Below are 16,578 nucleotides of genomic sequence, written 5' to 3' on the forward strand. Positions count from 1 at the left end.
GTAGTCAAGCCAAGCGGGGGAAGTGTGAGCAAGTCAATTCTGAAGAACGTCTCCTTAATCAGGTCATTGAAAGATGGTCGGGAGTCCTGGCGTTTGCTCGGTCCCGATGGCAGGCCGGTTCATGCATATGAGATTTTCGCAAATTCGCTTATGCGACTGCCTTACCACACGCGTAGGCATTACAGCCGATGGGTCGCTGAATTTCTCAATTACTTGTTTGAAGCTTCGATCTGCCCGCAGATCACGGAAAGCGGAAATGTTAGTCGTGAAATGCTAGGCGACATCATCGGTGCCTATGACGAGTATTTGGTGTTTGGGGAGGATGCCGGCAGCGAAATCGCTCGGAACATCAGCAAGACGCTACCTTCACCTCGCATTTCGGGGTTTTCATCTGCAACCAAGCATGCTGCAATTCGATACCTTCTTAGGCTGAACGAGCGTGTGCGAGCGCAAATGCTGGAGCTGACGGAGGTAGGTGTTTGCCATTTCGTAGACCCTCAAAAACTGTTTGTCGAGTTGAATGAGAGACGAGTCATTCCAGCCTTTCAGCGTCAAGCATTGTTTGCGAATTCCATGATGGCGGGAGTGATCGCCGGCGGCCCCAAGTTTATCGAATGCATTTCGTTACGTACAGCGATGCCAGAGATCACTTACGACCACGAGCGAGCATTTCCGTTTGATTTAGTGTTCGAAACTCTAGGCTACTGTCGCACCTATCGAGATAAAGCCCTATATGCGTTATGTGCCGCAAGTGGATGCCGGATTAGTGAGGCATTACAACTACTGTGGGAGGACATAGATATGGTCGCCCAGTCCGTACGATTGGTAGACCCTACCGCCCGGAAAAACTGCGCTTCATATCTATCCCTCAAACCAATAGAGCGCGATAAATTGGTATGGAAAGGTCGAACAACCGTAGCGACCTTGCTAATTGATCCCTTTGCTACTTGGTTCTTCGAAGCACTCGCTGGCTACCTTAGATATGAATACGTCCCGCATGGGAGACATAGTTTTGTTTTTCAGTACGACGAAGGGGCGTTCCAAGGCGCCCCATATTTCTTGGCTTCAGCGAGCTCAAGAAATGGAGTCCTTCGACGAGCCGTAAAGCTTGCTGGAGTCGAACGCATTCAAGGCCCCCATTCGTTCCGGCACATGTATGGAACCTACCTACTTAATTTTTTTCCGCGGCCAAATGGATCGTATGGACTGCCGCTTGGAACAGTGCAGAAGCTAATGGGACACAAGCATGCCAAGGATACAGCGAAGTACGCTCGGATTGACATGGATCGTCTGGACGCCGAGCTTCGCTATGCAAACCTGCAATTGTTTAGTCATGGCGACGCGGTTTCGCTGAACGAATTTAAGAGGAAGATTTTGCTGGCTCGGCTAGCAGAGGTAGAAGCGCAGTTGAATCAAGAGAAGGGCGCAACGTGATCAATACTTCTAAGTCTGAGCTGGTCTTCCTGCAGTCAGGTGACGAATTTCTAAAAAGCGTTAAAGAAGCTTTTGCCGATGCCTCCCAATGGATTCTCCAAGCGTATCAGCTCCAAGGCCTGGATTTGCGGACTGTTTCAACGAAGAGCTTCTCTGAAGCTGCGTTCCCGGCACATATCGAAGAATTCGTTCTGACGGAAAAGGCTGAAATTTTTGACGAAGACTATGTGTGCGATGTCCTTAGGTTTGTAAGCATGAGATCGGGACAATGCACGTATGAGCTCTACGGCAGAGTGATAAATAACCCTGAAGTAACCGGACCAGGTAATGGTGGTTTTCGTAAGTCCTATTTCGAGCCTCTGAAACGAGGTTTTTCAGTCTTCTTGATTGCGTTGCACATTCGCCGGGCAATTGTCCTTCCTTTCTTTTTTAAGTGGCCTCGGGGGTATTTCAAGGACAGGAGCGGGCGAATTGTATGTAGGCGAGAACTGATCCCATTCGACGCGCTGCCTGAATTGCTTAGATTAATACGCTCGGTTGAGTACCGAAATGGAGCAGTGCAAACTGAGCCTGTCTTCGAGGCATACAATTCCATTCAACGTGAACGTCTTGTATGGATGGGACAGCGAATTCTAGTCGCGGCAGGATGGCTCGAACTTGCTGATGCAAACTATGATGATTTGTTAGCATTGAAGGTGGCCAATGAGGACACTGGCTTTACTGGGCATGCGGACCTTGGATTGCTGATGCTTTCCGATTTGTTAGGACGGAAATACGGTAAGGACTCGCCAATCAACGGGGATGGCTGGCGAGCTGTTCTGATGACTTCTAGACCGGTTCGGGCGCTGCAAGATTTGGAGAACTCGCTCGGAAAGGGCAATAGCAACCTAATTCAAATTGCTGCAAGTCAGAATCCATCTACTATGGAGCCAGGTGCTCTTGCTGAGTTGAAGGTCCTGCCTGGACTGGAAATGGATTTGAAAGGTGCATCGGAAGTTTGGCTTAAAATTGAGCGCTCATTCTTGCGTAAATTTAAGCTTGAAAGCAAGAAAAGCAGAGTTGCCGCGTTAGGGTATTGGAACATTTACCTCTTTGGATACCTCGCCTATTGGTACGCCGCAAACCCTGGCTTTGAATATGATTTTCCATCCTCGCCCCAAAAGCTTGTTGCGGCGGTGTTCGTTTCGGATTTGGGATTGCTTGAAGGCCGACAACGGCCGATGCCCTTTGTTGAATTCTTAATGGTTGTTGGTGGCATCAGAGAGTGGAGTAACACAAGCCATTATGCGATACTAAAACAGGTTGAGTTGCTATTTGCGTTCATCGAGCGTTACGGCGACTCGTTGCCTTCCTCAGACGGCTTTCGTCAGCCTCTTCATCGACATGACTATCCGCGGTCGGAAAGAAGCTCTGGGACCAGGAAGCGACCAATCCCTAGAAAAGTCTTCAAGCTGTTCTTGTCGCTATCCGAGGCGCTGGCTGAGCTATCAAAGGTGATCTTTGAACGTGTCTTGGCGGGAGAGGTTGCCCCCGATTATTTGGCGAGGTTTAGTAGGGAAGCAAAGACCATTGATTGCATGGAGCATCAAGACCAATTCGGTTTTGTACCGCTCGTCTGGTATCAAGGTAAGGCGTTTCCACTTTGGGAAGTGCCAAACGTCTTTGGTTTCGGGAGGCGCCTACTTAAAAACGGGCTATCAGCAATGGTGCCGCACCCACACGCACTTCACCAGATCGTGGTTTCGCTCTACACAGGGCTCCGCCAGAATCATATTCAGTGGTTAGATCGCATCTCATTTGATCGCCATTTGGCTGATGTGGAAGCGGCACAGGAGTTTGCAGAGCTCTACGTCAATACTGACAAGGTCAAGATGGCGGGATGGCGCCCTTTCGTCAACTTTCGCGTCATCGAGATTCTTCGACTGCAGCGTGACTGGTGTGAGGAAATTGCCGTTCAAGGCTTTGCAAACAAAATCTATTACAACAAGAACTTAGAAAGTAAATTTGGAAAGATTCTTCCATTGTTTGCTTATTATGCGGATGGTAGCCCACATAGCGACGATATTTACTCTGCTTGCTGGATGCGATTGCTGTCCGCATTGCAGGGCATGCTAGTACCTATTACCGGTAAAGACATTACTCTTTTTCGGCTACTTCCTCGTGGAATAGATTTCGGTGCGCCAGACTTGGAGCACAGACTTCGTGAGTACGGGGCGTCGCAATCGGAACGATGTGCGATTTTTCCTAAGTCGGATATCACTCCACATAGCGCGCGTGTAAGCGTGGTTTCGCAAGCCATAAGTATCCTACCCGCTGACCTAATAGGTCGCTACTGGACGGGTGAGGTAACCTGAGTTTTTCGGACACTTCCATTTGATAAACTTGTCAAAGGGAGTGAAATCATGAAATCAACAACATACACGCCAGAGTTTCGGGCCGAGGCGGTGAAGCTGGTACTGGCGCAAGGCTTGACGCTTGAGGAAGCAGCCAAGCGGATTGCGATACCCAAAGGGACGTTGGCCAACTGGGTAAGCGCCGCCAAACGTAGTACCGATGCTGCTGCGCCTCCAGGCAGCCGTAGCGTCGCCGAACTGGAAGCGGAAGTCGCCAAGTTGCGCAAAGAACTGGCTGTCGAACGGATGGAAAAGGAAGTATTAAAAAAGGCCACCGCGTACTTTGCGAGGGAGTCGCTGCCCGGTACGCGTTCATGAAATCGGTGCGACTTGAATACCCGCTTGGCTTGTTGTGTCGGGTCTTTTCGGTGTCGCGCAGCGGCTTCTATGCAGCGGTGGGTCGCCCGCCATCTCAACGACGGCAAGATGACGAGCGATTGAAGGTCGCCATCAAGGCCGCCCATGCGCAGACGCGCGAGACCTACGGGCCGTTGCGTTTGCAGCCAGAGCTGGCCGCACAAGGTTTTGACGCAGGGCGTGATCGCATCGTAAGGCTGCGGCGGGAACTGGGTCTGCGCTGCAAGCAAAAGCGGAAGTTCAAAGCGACGACCAATTCGAAGCACGCCTTCCCGGTGGCGCCGAACTTGTTGGAGCAGACCTTCGCGCCGACACGGCCGAATGAGGCCTGGGTTAGCGACATCACCTATGTCGCCACCGAGGAAGGATGGCTCTACCTGGCGGGCATCAAAGACGTCTTCACATGCGAGATGGTCGGTTATGCCATGGGCGCGCGAATGACGCAGGATCTGACGGCGAAAGCGCTGTGGCGGGCGGTGCGGAGTAAGCGGCCGGCGCCAGGGCTGATCCTGCACTCTGACCGGGGGAGCCAATACTGCGCTGACGACTACCGCAAGCTGGTCTCGCAGTTCGGAATGCGGGCCTCTATGTCGCGCAAGGGGAACTGCTTCGATAACGCGCCTATGGAGAGCTTTTGGGGCAGCTTGAAGAACGAAATGATTCATCATCAGAGGTACGCTACACGGGCCAACGCGGAGGCAGCCATCAAGGAGTACATCGAGATTTTTTATAACCGCCAGCGGCGCCATTCGCGCCTTGGTTACGAGTCGCCAGCGAGGTTCGCTGAGAACTTCGGCAAACAGGCGCTGGCTGCTTGAAACGGAAGTGTCCACCATTGACAGTACACCTCAGGGGCAGACTGAAGCGACCGTCTACCATTATGTTGTTCTGGATGAAGAGGAGACGCTTGCTGAGCAGCAGCGACAACACCTTCATCTAAAGGCCATCGGATACGAGCAGGGCTACGAAGCAATGTTGAGAGCAGCGCCTTCCCCTGGGTCTCCGCACATAAAGGCTGACGACGTTAATTCGAACTTGTCTGCTAGCTTGCGGACGAAGCCCGATGAAGCTATTTCAGCTTATGGCTTCATAAGCTTGAGTCTGTCTGAGCGGCTTAAGAGTGGGGTGGAGCTGCTGCGTGCAACTCGCGGGGCCGGAGCAATTGAGACGAAGACGGAGATTTGCCCCTACGGCGGCCATTGTCCTGCGGAAGTGGTGGCAGAGTTAAGGGGGTGGCGCCGCTGTGGACCTTGCAATTACGCTGTTAGGTCGATAGACCATCTTCCTGCACTTACGGCAAAAATCCGTCAAGTGCATGAAGGTTTGACTGAAATTGAGGGGCGAATCGCAGAGGCAGAGCGGCTGAATTACTCGAGCGAGGAAATCGATGCTCTCGAAGAGACGCGTTATGTTCTAGCAGAAGACCTCGCGGCATGGCAGATGTCGGCGGAGATTTTAGAAGTTATGCGTCAACGAATTGTGGCAGGAGCGAGTTCAAAGATTTGGCATGTGCGAAAACCAGAAATTGTGGAGCGTGACCTCAAGCGGGTACTGTTCCCCACTCGCTCTATTGAGTATGTTCTGGCGCGACTTCAGGAGTGCGAGGCATTTCCTTCACTTGAAAGCCCACAGATTCGAGCTCGCTTCGATCTGTTTCGCCGGCAGCTTCTTGCGAAAACAGGCCGCGTGCGGGAGGCGCTAACCCTCGAGCCCAGTGTGAACCCGAGGGCAGAATGCATTGGCCTACTTCGTTCGATTGTGGCTGCGTACGAGTTCTCGTTCGACGACCTTAAGAACGCTCTTGAATCGAATGAATTTCTGGATGCGTTGCCGAATCGAAGTATCTCAATACTTTCAGGGACTACTGCAAGTGACCGCTTGGATGGCTGATGAAAAAAACTTCCAACTGTAGGCACTATCAGGAGTCGGCCGTATCGGGACGAGAGTCTGCGATCAAAGAATATCTGAAATCGCTGAAGAGGTCGCGTGCAGAATTTGAGCACATCACATCATTGGCGACAGCAGTAGCCGCGCAACTTACCATTGTCGAAAAAAGGGACAGCCCCTGTAGCTACACGACTCTGCTTAGGAACGAGACCTACAAGTCGCACTTACATAAGTACATGTTGGCGAAAGGCTCCGGCGCCACAACAAAAGTGAGTGATCCGATTGCACAGGCCCGCATTCATTTAATAGAGTTGGACCTCGCAAACGCCAAGCGAGACAACGAAAGGTTGAGGCTGTACATCTCTGATCTTGAGGAACGGGTGAGCCGAGAACCAGCGCTTGCACCTCCGGTTAAGGCGTTAGGCGACTCGGCTAATGAGATTGTTCTATTGTCCAACGAGCGCGCCCAGGCCTGCAAAGCTCTGTGGTTGGTATTAGAGCATTTCGAAGGCTTGGTCAGTGTCGATTCTGGCCGAGGCTGCATTATTGACTTGGGGGCGCCCCTAAGAAGTAACGTCATCGTTGATCGAGATGCAGCGAAGGTCTTCTTGGACTGGCTTTCTGCGAATTCCTGGATTGGAAAGTGACGCGGTATCTCTCTTGTCGCGCACCCAGCCTGACAGCGGCGGAGGTAACCGGAGATGAGGCACCGCTAAACTTTAGTAGCGTAGATATTACCCGACAGAGATTGTGGGCAGGCAGCTTCCGCACCGTAGCGGACGCTTAGCGCCGGAGTTGACCGCTGTCGGGCGTCTGTGTCGAACGGACTATCGTGGAGCCCGTTGCCGAACGGTGACCAGTATTGGTCATCTGTTTTTCCAAAGCCAGTACGGGAACGTCATGAATCGCCGCATGATGCTCACGCCTCTAAACGCCTTGTTCATGATCGGTCTCGGCTTCAATCGGTTTTCAATATCCTCGTAAGAGCTTGCGCTAAGTCCCGACACAAACCCCTGACCAGTGGCTAATTCCTCTTGGTGAGCGAGTGCTCTCCGAGAGAATTCTTCGGCAAATGGTTGAAGGTGCTCCTTGATGTAAGTATCCAGATAATCCACATGGACGACATCTAGCGCCCAAAGCCGATCTTTCATCCAATCTTCTGTGTCCTTGTCATACTCATGTCGCGCCACCCGGACCCAAGGCGTCAATCGTGCTACCGGCTGAGCCTCAGTTGTCTCGAGCAGCACCATAGGAGCATCAAGAACGGCAACGGGAACTACCAGGTGAGCATCAAAGTAATAGAAGGTCGTGCGAGGCGCCTCAGTCTGCTCAAAGTGTGCTGCGGCCTTGATTAAAGGGAGAACTATCCCGTTGTATGAGTCCTCCCCTGAGAGTTCCAACTCTCCGCCAGATCGGCGCGCACATTTGCTGAAGATACTGGAAATGGGCACGTCCTTAACGAATCTGTGATTGTCCAGACCGAGCACACTTAAAACAGGCAGCGTGAATGTTGACAAATCGTCGTCAGTGACAAGCTCTATATTGGAAGACTTCAGCCCTGCCACGAGCGGGAAATTCGGAAGCCAAGGTTTGTGCCGATTAGCGAAGAACACAAATGGCAGCTCAGATTTTTTGCACTCGATGAGAATATTGAGCGTGGGTCGGGCGCGCGGCTGGGGCTCGTTGAACCCGAACAATGGGCGGCTTGCGAGAACATCCATGCTTCGGAGGCCCTTGCTGTCTCTGTCCAAATAGCTCCACTCTTCCCGAACATGAAATTCAGCAGCCAGCTTTTCAGCTACTATGGTCTGCAAGGGGTACCCGGAACGAGCGACAGCCGCAAGGACGGCAGCGTCTGTCACTCCGGCAGCGAGGACGTTTCGGGCAGGATTGTCGGGTGCTGAATCTATGCTCACTATTGCCCTTCTTGCTTATTTTAAATCGCCAATCTAACATGCCGCGCTGCCAATACCTGCTTTCGAGCCAGTAGCGGCCTTGCAGAACTCTAACGCAACATACAGCCCTCTCAGATACTGTCTCGATTTTCAAGTGCTGTACTTGACGCTATATCGAGAACACGGCCGTAGGCATGTTTCGCCCATTGTCGCTCCGGTTCCCAGCAATTCACCGCTGATAAGTGGTTGTATCGAGAGCGCAATCGACGATTTCCTCAGGGTTCGGATCGTAGTCGCTTATCGGTTTTCCGTTGCCCCATGTGTCGTTATTGGAGTCGTAGTCAGCCGGATAGAAAATTAGATTTGATGCGTGTGGCCGTGGCACGTTACATTCGAACACAGCCATGTATGCCTCGTGCAACCCATCCTGATCAGGTTTCATCGCGCGCCGGACAATTTCAACAAGCTCTTCTCGAGTAACATCTGGCACAGGTTTGATGCGCTGTTTGTGCAGCACCCTCCGCACAAAGTTAGCGTGGTTTTCGCTTCCGTACACACCTTGAAAAAAGCTCACAGGAAGTTCCGTGCCTGCGAGTTTGTTGAACTCGGCGCACAGAGCCTGACTTGGGTTGCCGTCGATGGCATCGGCAAGCTGGACGAGCCGATCAACAAGTTTTCCATCGAGTTGTGGTGGTGTTAGTTCTTGCCGCAGTTCCATATGTTTGCTTCGAAAAGTCGACGTTGGAGAAAGACCGATACTGGCCGTTTTCAGTCGCCGGTGAGTTTAGCTCATTTGACGGTCTCGGGGATAATCTGGCTGATACGCGACACTAGATCGAACTACAGCAAACATCATGCGCACAAGTTGCGCATGACCGCACCAATCACTGTCTTCTTTGGCAAGGCGTTCGTATGAAGACGCTCTGCAGAGTTCCTAAGCACCGGGTGTGGCGACGGGGCACGACAGCAGGCACATATAGCGCGCTTCTAGTTACCCGCCTCCCGGCTTCATGCACCTAGCGCTGGCCGGGTGTTTTCTCGAAAGGGCCACGGTTGCCGAAGATGCGTCATGTAGACTGCGTAGGGCATCTAGTTGTCTCGAGCAATGCCAATCGTTCGCAAATCGCTGCCTGAATTGCTGGATCGCTAAGCCCAGTCCGATCCTCTGTCTTGATTAGATTTTCACGGCAGCTGGCTGGCCAATCCTTATCATCATTGTCGATGGCGAACCAGGCCCTCGGTCTACGACGAAGGACGTCGGCGTGAACCTGGGCACCACGTGACATGCTATCGAACAGATACTTCCGCATTTCACGGCGGTGGAATGTGCCTCCCACGACGCGACTTTGTAGTGATGGTGTCAGCTGCTTCTTCGCATATCCAAAACCCTTGACCCTGACCCACGACGTCGAAAGCACTACTTTCACGTCGGGGTATGGAGCTAAAAGCTCCTCCAAGATTGGCATCCATTCGAACAAGGTTCTACCTGGTGTCCGCATATAGATGCCAGTTTTCGGCGACCAGTAGACCTCATCGCAGTGAAGAACACCGTCAAAATCGAGGTACACCACTACGTTCGAGGGGCGGAAATCCAATTCCGATGGATGCGAGCGTGATTCGCTGCCTACGCTCGTAAAGCCTGGCGACTGGGTCATTGCGGGCTGCCGTTTCCAGAGCGCCAGTACCCGCTAAAAAACACACGGTCCAAGCGCACGTACCGGCAGAAAGTGAACTCGAAATGGGTATCAGTGACAGCGGTCGCTTCAAAGGCTGGCCAACAGCCTATGTGTTCGGCCTCGTTTTCAGGGTGTGTGATATCCACACGATCAAGCTCCACCGTCGCATGCTTTGCACTTTCTACGATCTGCGCAAAATGAAGTCGAGACGTCCTGGTGGCAAGATGCGCGCGCTTGTAGACGTCTACAAGGGGCAGCCTATGGATTGAATCAGCTGGGGCGTTCATAGCGTGTTCAAATGCCGCATTCAATACGTGATATGCCGGCGTGGTCAATCCATCGACGAGTATTTGAGCGTGAAGCAGTTTAGCCATTCATTCGGCTGGCGCTATAGCGGAGCTCGGAACAGGCCAATTTAGAATGGCGGCTACGCGGCGAAAAACCCATCTCATTTCGTCGTCGGACCCCCATCCGGTTTTCATCGCCCGAGCACAATATTGGTCAAGAATTTCCGCTTCCGACATGTGGGCTCTTTTGCCAGCTTTTGATTCCCGTGACTTTTCAACGAACTGTCGTGCTAAGTCCTCGCAAATATCCCAGCGCTGGCGCAGCTCCGGCGGCGTGCACCCTGGAGCGTAGTAGTTTCCTTCATATTGAACGCGAAGTAGCTTCGGCTGGAAGCCGGCGACAGCTCCAGCGTGTCGAGGACGAGGGAAGTCGTCTGGCACTGTGAACTTAGGCTGATCCATGGAGTCATCCCTTTAAGGTCGTGTGTTAAGGAATCCGCTCTACCTGGCGGAGAAAAAGAGAACTTTCGATTGGCAATTCTACGAATTTCGTAGAGAAATCTCAACAAAATTCTACGACTATCGTAGAATGTTAAAGAAAGAGTTAGCGTCCGTTTTTGGAAAACGCTTACGGCAAGCCCGTAAAAGAGCTGGCCTGCCCCAGGATAAGCTTGGCGTTCAGATCGGTTTGGATGAACATACGGCCAGTGCACGAATTTCTCGGTATGAAGCCGGGATTCATGAGCCACCCTATGCGATCACCGTTAAACTGGCTGAAGCCCTAATGGTCCCAGCTTCATATTTTTACGCTGAGGACGACCGACTGGCATATGTGGTGCAGGTGTGGGGTGAGATGTCGTTCGATGAGCGGGCGCGTCTCGCTGAGTATCTTGAAGTGCTACGAGGCGGACGTTAGCTTTTGGATTTAGTTAGGGCCATTAGCGGTGCCTAACTTCCGAAACCTCACAAAGCGAGGGGCTGGCGGTGACAATGCTCGTGACACTTGATGCTAAGGGACGCTTTACGCTTCCGAAGAAACTCCGCACTTCCATTGGGTTGGTGGCTGGAGATCGCCTCGTGTTCTCAAAACTTGTTGACGGTACCGTCATCGTGCATGTGAAAAAGTGGCGGAGTCAGTGCCATGGGGGCCTGTCGGTAAAACCTGACCAATCTCTGTCTTGATTGACGATTTTGCCGTTGAGTGCCCAGAACTCTCTCCTGAAGCAGAAGGGCGGTATGACGATTCCTCTTTTATCATTGATGGCCTCAATTGCCTTTTGCAATAGCGCCTCTTGCAGATTGAATCTTCATTTCTAGCTCCTCAACTTTGGGAGCCACTACCGTAAGCACATCTTCCGCAGAACGAAACACTTTATCTGGCCCGAGTTCGATTAATCCAAGATGGGAGTCCGACAGAAACGGATAAGTGCCGCGGAAAGCCTTTGTAATAAGCTCTACACATAGTTCCACTGTGCGTGCTCCAGAATAGCCATACTCCCAGCCGTTGTCGCGTAGTCCATGCTTGATGCGCTCCCCCTTTGACATCTCCCAATACTGCTGTCGACAGGATTCGATCCGGTCATACAACTCACGTAGGCGCATTGCTAAGATATCGCCCCCAGCGGTGACACGAACCCGTTCAAGGTTCGTGACTTGAACACTGGTCAGATTCGCAGCTTCAATTGCTCCACTTTGAAATCCGGCCTCGCACAGTAGGATTCCCCTATCCGCACCCAGGTCTGCAACGATCTCTCGAAGAGCAAGCACGTGGAGTTTTGACACGGGAGTTTTCCAAAACTTACACTCTACGAGCCAGGTCACCTCGAACCCTGCATGCACGGACTGAACCACTACATCGACATCATGACTAGTGCGAACACCTTGGAGCGTCACGTCGGTCTCAGCACTGAGTCCCATCGAGCGAAATAGCGCGGCGGCCTCTTCTTGGTAGTCTTTCCAGTTTGTGGCCATGTGTCCCTTCGTTTTCTCTTGTAGCGGACGACACTGCTTAGTCTCGTCTTTTTGCCATCGCCTTATAGGCTTTGATAGAATGGTAATATTAAATGCGTCACAAAGATTCGACTTTTGTGTAGCAGAAGCGGGAAAGCGTATCCAATTGGTCCACGACGCACGTGATGGGAATGAAGCGTCGGCATCCAGGTAATAGCTGCCGACAAAATTAATCCGATGCCTATACAACTGGCGTTTCAAGACGAGAATCTTAGAAAAGTTTGCGAGAGCACTATTTCGGCAAAGCGGAAATATGGCGGAATCGTGGGGCCGTCGCTTCATGCGCGGTTGGCGGACCTTAGGGCAGCGAACTCGCCTGCTGATTTGGTCCATTGGGGATTTGCTGAATTTGACGAAGCGGCCAACGACCGAATTGTTGTTTTCATTGACGATTGTTATCGAATTCTTTTATCAGCCAATCACAAGCCTCCTCCTGGAGTACCAGGAAATTTGGACTGGTCGCAGGTAACCCGAGTAAAAATCTTATCTATTGAGCGTGCCAATGAGAACTGATGTTGATTTTGCTCCGATGTGGGCAGTTCCACCAGGCCGAACAATTTCTGATTTGATGAAGTCACGAGGGGTTGCCTCTGCGCGCCTAGCTCGTCTGGTTGACATGAGCGAGCTCGAGCTAGACGATCTTCTAGCGGGGCAATGTGCCTTGACGGCTCGGGTCGCTGAAGGCCTCGAAGCTGCGCTTGGAACTCCTGCTTGCTTCTGGCTGCGCCGTGAAGAGCAATACCGTAAGCAGTTGTCCGATTTGTGCGACGGTGTTGACCCAGACAGTGAAAGCTATAAGGATTGGCTCAAGAGTTTGCCGCTTAAGGAAATGCAAACGCTAGGTTGGGTCGACTCGACAAAGGATAAGGCTGAGAAGCTCCGTAGTTGCCTCGAGTTTTTTGGCGTACCGAATTTAGATGCGTGGTATCGAACTTATGTTGACGTAAAGGCGGCGGCTGCTTTCCGTACCACCGACGCATACTTGGAAGACGCGCCAGCTACTGCTGCATGGCTAAGGCAAGGAGAACTTCTTGCCGAGCGTATTGAGTGTCAGGAATGGAATCCTGAGCGTTTTGCTGCACAGTTGCCTAAGATACGTAGCTTAACCCAGCTTAAAGATCCATTGGATTTTCTGCCCAAGCTAAGAGCACTTTGTGCAGTAGCAGGGGTCGCTGTTGTAACCGTCAAAGCGCCGAAAGGATGCCGCGCAAGTGGCGCAACCTTTTTCGCCAGCCCGAGTAAAGCCGTATTGCTTTTATCGTTCCGCTACTTAACCGACGACCAATTCTGGTTCTCTTTCTTCCATGAAGCTGGTCACTTGATTTTGCATTGGGATACCGACCTGCTGATACTCGAAACATCTGATGGCCCCAAGTCACCGCGGGAAGAAGAGGCCAATCAGTTTGCGATGGACCAGTTGATGTCGCGCGAGCTGCAAAAGCGCCTGCCGGCAGCCTCAAAAACCTTAATTGGGATTATGAGGTTGGCTCGCGACGCAGGCGTTTCTTACGGCATCGTATTAGGTCAGATGCAGTTTCGAGGCCTGGTCCGGCCAGATCGTTTTAATCGCTTGAAAACCCGATACAAGTGGGAGCAATTAACCTCGGAATGCTAGGTACCGAGTTGGGCTCTTCTGCCAGTTGCAGAGCGAATCTTCGATTACCTGCATGCCGACGCCTAGCACTTTATCAAGGTCTATGGCTAATTGATCCAACTTCTTTTTGGACAGCGATTCATTTTCTTTCGCCCCACTGAAAAGTAAGCGCGCCCCGTCCACAGGTCCTGTTCCGTGAATCATATAAGCGGAGGGAGGTTCAATATCTGCAAGACCCATTTTCCCAACCATAGTTAGGAAGTCGAATTTTCCAGTTCTACCAAATCGGTGAACGGCATCCATGCTGTAGTACAAATAGTCGAACAGTTCCTTTGGATCAGTGCCTGCCTCCGCCTTGGCGGCGTCGATAAGTGTGCGGTGGGAGCGGTTCGGGCCAACCCATTCAGCGTAGCTTGCAAGTGTAGTATCGAGATGGGCGAGACTTTCATACTTGCGGTGATTGCCGAAAGGGAAGTTCCTTCGCTGTGCCTTTATCTCATCCAGATGCTGGTGAAGCCATAAGGAGAAGTGGTTGGGGTTGGCGGAGAAGCGATCCCACGTCCAAATAAACTGGTCGTTGAAGGCTCCGTAGACCATTCGCAGCAGACCATATCCTTTTCTCAGATGCTTCCCACAATGAACAAAGAGGAATACTAACCAAAAAGCTTCATCTTCGTTGCCGCTCCTGATGTTATGGATGGCCGCTCGCAGTGGGTCAAACATGATGTCTTTCGGATCAAGGCGCCTTGGCGAGATGTCTCGTGTTGCGATAGTCTTTACAAACTTGATGCGCGCGACACTATCGACCATCTGCGCGACAAGTGCAGTTGTCTCGGCATTAGAGGGGAGCCCTGGTAGGGGCTTTCCATTGATGCGATAGTCTGTAAGCTGTTGTTCTAGTCTTGCTGCGAGGTTAGGGTTCTTCATAGTAGAAATACGTCCTAAAGTTCTTAACGTTTTGCTTCGTCACCAGTCCGCAACTGCTGGAGAGCATCGAGTTCTGCAGGATCAAAGAGCATCGGTTCCATTGACTGACGAGGCTTGGGTAACCTGCGTTGGCGCTTCAAAATATGGCCATCGTAGACACGGGAACTCATCTGTTTTTTTATTTCGGCGATTCGTTTTTGATGTTCGCCGCGAGTGGAGTCCTGTGTATAGCGGAAGACCTCGAGCAGTCGCACGAAGTCACACCAATATGGGTCGAGGTTCGAGAACGATGGCGGCTGGCCTCGGCGAATTGCGCGCTCGGCTTTCAATAGGTTTTTGATAGATGGCCAGGGATCGCCAAATGGCATTGCCGGCATTGGAATGCGTTCCTGCACGCCCTCATCGAGGTAGTCTTGTATGGCTTGAGTATCCTTGGTGTACAAATGAAGGCTGCCAACCGCATGTTTGTAGGGGCCGATTTCTACGCCTAATGAGCGCGCGATAAGCTCCTGAAGCATTGTGAACGCAAAGACATCGTGTGGCAGCCCGAGAAATGCGTCGTTGGACCTCATCATGACCACTGCATGTAATTGGTTACCGCGGACAGTGAATTGCAACGTGCAGGTGCAGGGCAAGTCTTCTCGCCGGCTCTCGAGGTTATCGGCTAAGTCTTCGCCGCGAAATAGTTGGATGACTGCTCGGCGAGATGATGGGCTTGCTTTTAACGTATCAATAATATTCTGAACCTGGTTGATACTCCCATTTAGATTGAAAAGACGAGGTCCGTAAGCTCCATAGGTGGTCTTTCCGCCATCGTCCGAGTGCTTGCCATAGTCCTTGATGTAATACTGGACGAACTTCACTTTGTCCGTGCCCGCAAGGTACCAAAGAAATTCGCCGAGGCAGCTGAAGAATGTATTCTTACGCTCGGTCCGACTTAGACGTGCTCGGGGATTCTTGATCTGAAGTAAGGCACCGTTGATTTCGGTTGCAGGGCCTTTAGTTGGAACGATGTCGGACGAGCCGCGCTTGCGCAGCAGGTGGCGATAGAGCTTGAAAAGGAGATCGTCAAGTGTTTCCGCGCTTAAGTACATAGTGATAAGCCAATCAACGTTGCGCCAACCCGAAATACTGGTACGTCTCGTAGGCAACCTTTGTCAGTCAAACAAGCGTAACTGTGGCGCCCCTGCCAGCAGTTCGCTTCTTAATTGACGACCACGAGAGATTAAAGTGCGTCGATCTGCCGCTACGGCGCCGTGACTTATGGCAATGCCCCTTACTTCAACGGTGACATCGTAGTGAGGTAGCGAAGCATGAGCTTGAAACCAAGAACGCTTAAGGCCCAGTGTCTTAGCAAATGAATGCAATTCTTCAAGGGAATCTGCGACCAAATGGCACCATTGATGTCCACGCCATGCTATTCGAGCGTTGTCTACGTAGACTGCCAAGAAGTGCTCCCGGGAAACTATTCATTTATGATCTGATTGGCATCATACCTAAAAAGTTACCACTTTGTAACTAGGAATTTCTCTTTGATACCAAATTCGGCCCGCTATTGGAGACTCCTGCCGCCCCGCGCGGCGAGGCGATCATTGCGAGCTTTAAAAATGCCAGTGTGAAATTTCTGGGAAAGTTGGGAGTTGCGATAAACTTGATAAACTTGGGAATGTGGGGTATCCTGAGTGTATTGAGCAAAACCTTTAATGTGCCTCGGAGGATGTTATGGCAGCGGTATGGATTTCGCATGATGTTGCTTTAGAAGCAAAAGCGCGCATCGATTTCGCGAAGCTGCGTCGCATTCTTGAAGCATGGGCTTTTAGCAAGAACCAACGGAAGGTGCGCGACGACATTAGCGAATTCGAGCTGATGTATCGTGGCTTCCTGGATGACTTAGCGCGCATCCACAAGGCAATCGATGCCGGCTTAAAATGCCGTGCACCACGCCGCCAGTATTTCGCGAATTTGAAAAAGACGCTTTCGGGTCTTATCCGCATGGCGGTACTGCACAACATGGCAAAATCTACGGTCTGCCCACAGACCGTTGCGGCTTATCGCGTCCGTCAAATCAATGTGACGCATCCCACGTTCGCTCCGCCTAGCGCTGTTTGAGGACTGACC

The 16,578-nt window shown here is 51.7% G+C and carries 17 protein-coding genes; 9 read left to right on the forward strand and 8 right to left on the reverse strand.

The window, feature by feature from the left end:
• The first annotated feature begins 24 nt into the window (after positions 1-24).
• From ACQ4MM_RS05900 to ACQ4MM_RS05920, 5 genes are all read left to right on the forward strand, one after another.
• Complete coding sequence (locus tag ACQ4MM_RS05900; protein ID WP_431476512.1) at positions 25-1,434, forward strand: tyrosine-type recombinase/integrase; 1,410 nt, start codon at positions 25-27, stop codon at positions 1,432-1,434.
• A complete protein-coding gene (locus ACQ4MM_RS05905) occupies positions 1,431-3,788 on the forward strand; it encodes a hypothetical protein (RefSeq protein WP_431476513.1) in 2,358 nt (785 codons plus the stop codon). The genes ACQ4MM_RS05900 and ACQ4MM_RS05905 overlap by 4 nt, the downstream gene beginning before the upstream one ends.
• Before the next feature lie 48 nt (positions 3,789-3,836).
• Positions 3,837-5,002 (forward strand): IS3 family transposase gene (locus tag ACQ4MM_RS05910; RefSeq protein WP_431476514.1). Its coding sequence is split into 2 segments (ribosomal slippage): positions 3,837-4,089 and positions 4,089-5,002, totalling 1,167 coding nucleotides; the frame shifts between segments, so codons are not numbered across the junction.
• A 7-nt stretch (positions 5,003-5,009) separates the two neighbouring features.
• Positions 5,010-6,074, forward strand: coding sequence for a hypothetical protein (locus ACQ4MM_RS05915; protein ID WP_431476515.1), 1,065 nt, complete (start codon positions 5,010-5,012; stop codon positions 6,072-6,074).
• The gene (locus ACQ4MM_RS05920) at positions 6,074-6,718 is read left to right on the forward strand and encodes a hypothetical protein (protein WP_431476516.1); all 645 of its coding nucleotides are present in this window, start codon (positions 6,074-6,076) and stop codon (positions 6,716-6,718) included. The genes ACQ4MM_RS05915 and ACQ4MM_RS05920 overlap by 1 nt, the downstream gene beginning before the upstream one ends.
• Before the next feature lie 219 nt (positions 6,719-6,937).
• On the opposite strand, the gene ACQ4MM_RS05925 is transcribed toward ACQ4MM_RS05920, so the two are convergent.
• From ACQ4MM_RS05925 to ACQ4MM_RS05940, 4 genes are all read right to left on the reverse strand, one after another.
• On the reverse strand, positions 6,938-7,987 hold the full coding sequence (locus ACQ4MM_RS05925; protein ID WP_431476517.1) for a hypothetical protein: 1,050 nt from the start codon (positions 7,985-7,987) through the stop codon (positions 6,938-6,940).
• Between the two features lie 208 nt (positions 7,988-8,195).
• The gene (locus ACQ4MM_RS05930; protein WP_431476518.1) at positions 8,196-8,684 is read right to left on the reverse strand and encodes a hypothetical protein; all 489 of its coding nucleotides are present in this window, start codon (positions 8,682-8,684) and stop codon (positions 8,196-8,198) included.
• A 349-nt stretch (positions 8,685-9,033) separates the two neighbouring features.
• A complete protein-coding gene (locus ACQ4MM_RS05935) occupies positions 9,034-9,621 on the reverse strand; it encodes an HAD domain-containing protein (protein ID WP_431476519.1) in 588 nt (195 codons plus the stop codon).
• Positions 9,618-10,016, reverse strand: a complete 399-nt coding sequence (locus ACQ4MM_RS05940; protein WP_431476520.1) for a hypothetical protein — start codon at positions 10,014-10,016, stop codon at positions 9,618-9,620. The genes ACQ4MM_RS05935 and ACQ4MM_RS05940 overlap by 4 nt, the downstream gene beginning before the upstream one ends.
• A gap of 397 nt (positions 10,017-10,413) precedes the next feature.
• Between ACQ4MM_RS05940 and ACQ4MM_RS05945 the strand changes: the two genes are divergently transcribed.
• Positions 10,414-10,845, forward strand: coding sequence for a helix-turn-helix domain-containing protein (locus tag ACQ4MM_RS05945; RefSeq protein ID WP_431476521.1), 432 nt, complete (start codon positions 10,414-10,416; stop codon positions 10,843-10,845).
• Between the two features lie 74 nt (positions 10,846-10,919).
• On the forward strand, positions 10,920-11,111 hold the full coding sequence (locus ACQ4MM_RS05950) for an AbrB/MazE/SpoVT family DNA-binding domain-containing protein (protein ID WP_431476522.1): 192 nt from the start codon (positions 10,920-10,922) through the stop codon (positions 11,109-11,111).
• Between the two features lie 84 nt (positions 11,112-11,195).
• Here the strand turns inward: ACQ4MM_RS05950 and ACQ4MM_RS05955 are convergent, their stop codons facing one another.
• Positions 11,196-12,140, reverse strand: a complete 945-nt coding sequence (locus tag ACQ4MM_RS05955; RefSeq protein ID WP_431476523.1) for a restriction endonuclease — start codon at positions 12,138-12,140, stop codon at positions 11,196-11,198.
• A 301-nt stretch (positions 12,141-12,441) separates the two neighbouring features.
• Here ACQ4MM_RS05955 and ACQ4MM_RS05960 point away from each other — a divergent pair, with 301 nt between their 5' ends.
• Positions 12,442-13,554, forward strand: coding sequence for an ImmA/IrrE family metallo-endopeptidase (locus ACQ4MM_RS05960; RefSeq protein ID WP_431476524.1), 1,113 nt, complete (start codon positions 12,442-12,444; stop codon positions 13,552-13,554).
• Here ACQ4MM_RS05960 and ACQ4MM_RS05965 read toward each other — a convergent pair.
• The 3 genes from ACQ4MM_RS05965 to ACQ4MM_RS05975 all read right to left on the reverse strand — a co-directional run bounded on the left by ACQ4MM_RS05965 (position 13,537) and on the right by ACQ4MM_RS05975 (position 15,908).
• Positions 13,537-14,460 carry a hypothetical protein gene (locus ACQ4MM_RS05965; RefSeq protein WP_431476525.1) on the reverse strand — a complete coding sequence of 308 codons (924 nt, stop codon included), beginning with the start codon at positions 14,458-14,460 and terminating at the stop codon, positions 13,537-13,539. The genes ACQ4MM_RS05960 and ACQ4MM_RS05965 overlap by 18 nt on opposite strands.
• Before the next feature lie 23 nt (positions 14,461-14,483).
• On the reverse strand, positions 14,484-15,554 hold the full coding sequence (locus ACQ4MM_RS05970) for a thymidylate synthase (protein ID WP_431476526.1): 1,071 nt from the start codon (positions 15,552-15,554) through the stop codon (positions 14,484-14,486).
• A 63-nt stretch (positions 15,555-15,617) separates the two neighbouring features.
• The gene (locus ACQ4MM_RS05975) at positions 15,618-15,908 is read right to left on the reverse strand and encodes a DUF4031 domain-containing protein (protein ID WP_431476527.1); all 291 of its coding nucleotides are present in this window, start codon (positions 15,906-15,908) and stop codon (positions 15,618-15,620) included.
• Positions 15,909-16,182: 274 nt separating this feature from the next.
• Here ACQ4MM_RS05975 and ACQ4MM_RS05980 point away from each other — a divergent pair, with 274 nt between their 5' ends.
• A complete protein-coding gene (locus ACQ4MM_RS05980) occupies positions 16,183-16,569 on the forward strand; it encodes a hypothetical protein (RefSeq protein WP_431476528.1) in 387 nt (128 codons plus the stop codon).
• The last annotated feature ends 9 nt before the right edge of the window (positions 16,570-16,578 follow it).

The organism is Massilia eburnea, from assembly GCF_050709955.1.
Classification (GTDB): Bacteria; Pseudomonadota; Gammaproteobacteria; order Burkholderiales; family Burkholderiaceae_D; genus Rugamonas; species Rugamonas eburnea_A.

Bases quoted from the DNA above. Each gene is read 5' to 3' on its own strand.
- ACQ4MM_RS05920 (WP_431476516.1), top strand. From the start codon at position 6,074: ATGAAAAAAACTTCCAACTGTAGGCACTATCAGGAGTCGGCCGTATCG.
- ACQ4MM_RS05970 (WP_431476526.1), bottom strand. From the start codon at position 15,554: ATGTACTTAAGCGCGGAAACACTTGACGATCTCCTTTTCAAGCTCTAT.
- ACQ4MM_RS05940 (WP_431476520.1), bottom strand. From the start codon at position 10,016: ATGGCTAAACTGCTTCACGCTCAAATACTCGTCGATGGATTGACCACG.
- ACQ4MM_RS05965 (WP_431476525.1), bottom strand. From the start codon at position 14,460: ATGAAGAACCCTAACCTCGCAGCAAGACTAGAACAACAGCTTACAGAC.
- ACQ4MM_RS05960 (WP_431476524.1), top strand. From the start codon at position 12,442: ATGAGAACTGATGTTGATTTTGCTCCGATGTGGGCAGTTCCACCAGGC.
- ACQ4MM_RS05935 (WP_431476519.1), bottom strand. From the start codon at position 9,621: ATGACCCAGTCGCCAGGCTTTACGAGCGTAGGCAGCGAATCACGCTCG.
- ACQ4MM_RS05950 (WP_431476522.1), top strand. From the start codon at position 10,920: ATGCTCGTGACACTTGATGCTAAGGGACGCTTTACGCTTCCGAAGAAA.
- ACQ4MM_RS05930 (WP_431476518.1), bottom strand. From the start codon at position 8,684: ATGGAACTGCGGCAAGAACTAACACCACCACAACTCGATGGAAAACTT.
- ACQ4MM_RS05980 (WP_431476528.1), top strand. From the start codon at position 16,183: ATGGCAGCGGTATGGATTTCGCATGATGTTGCTTTAGAAGCAAAAGCG.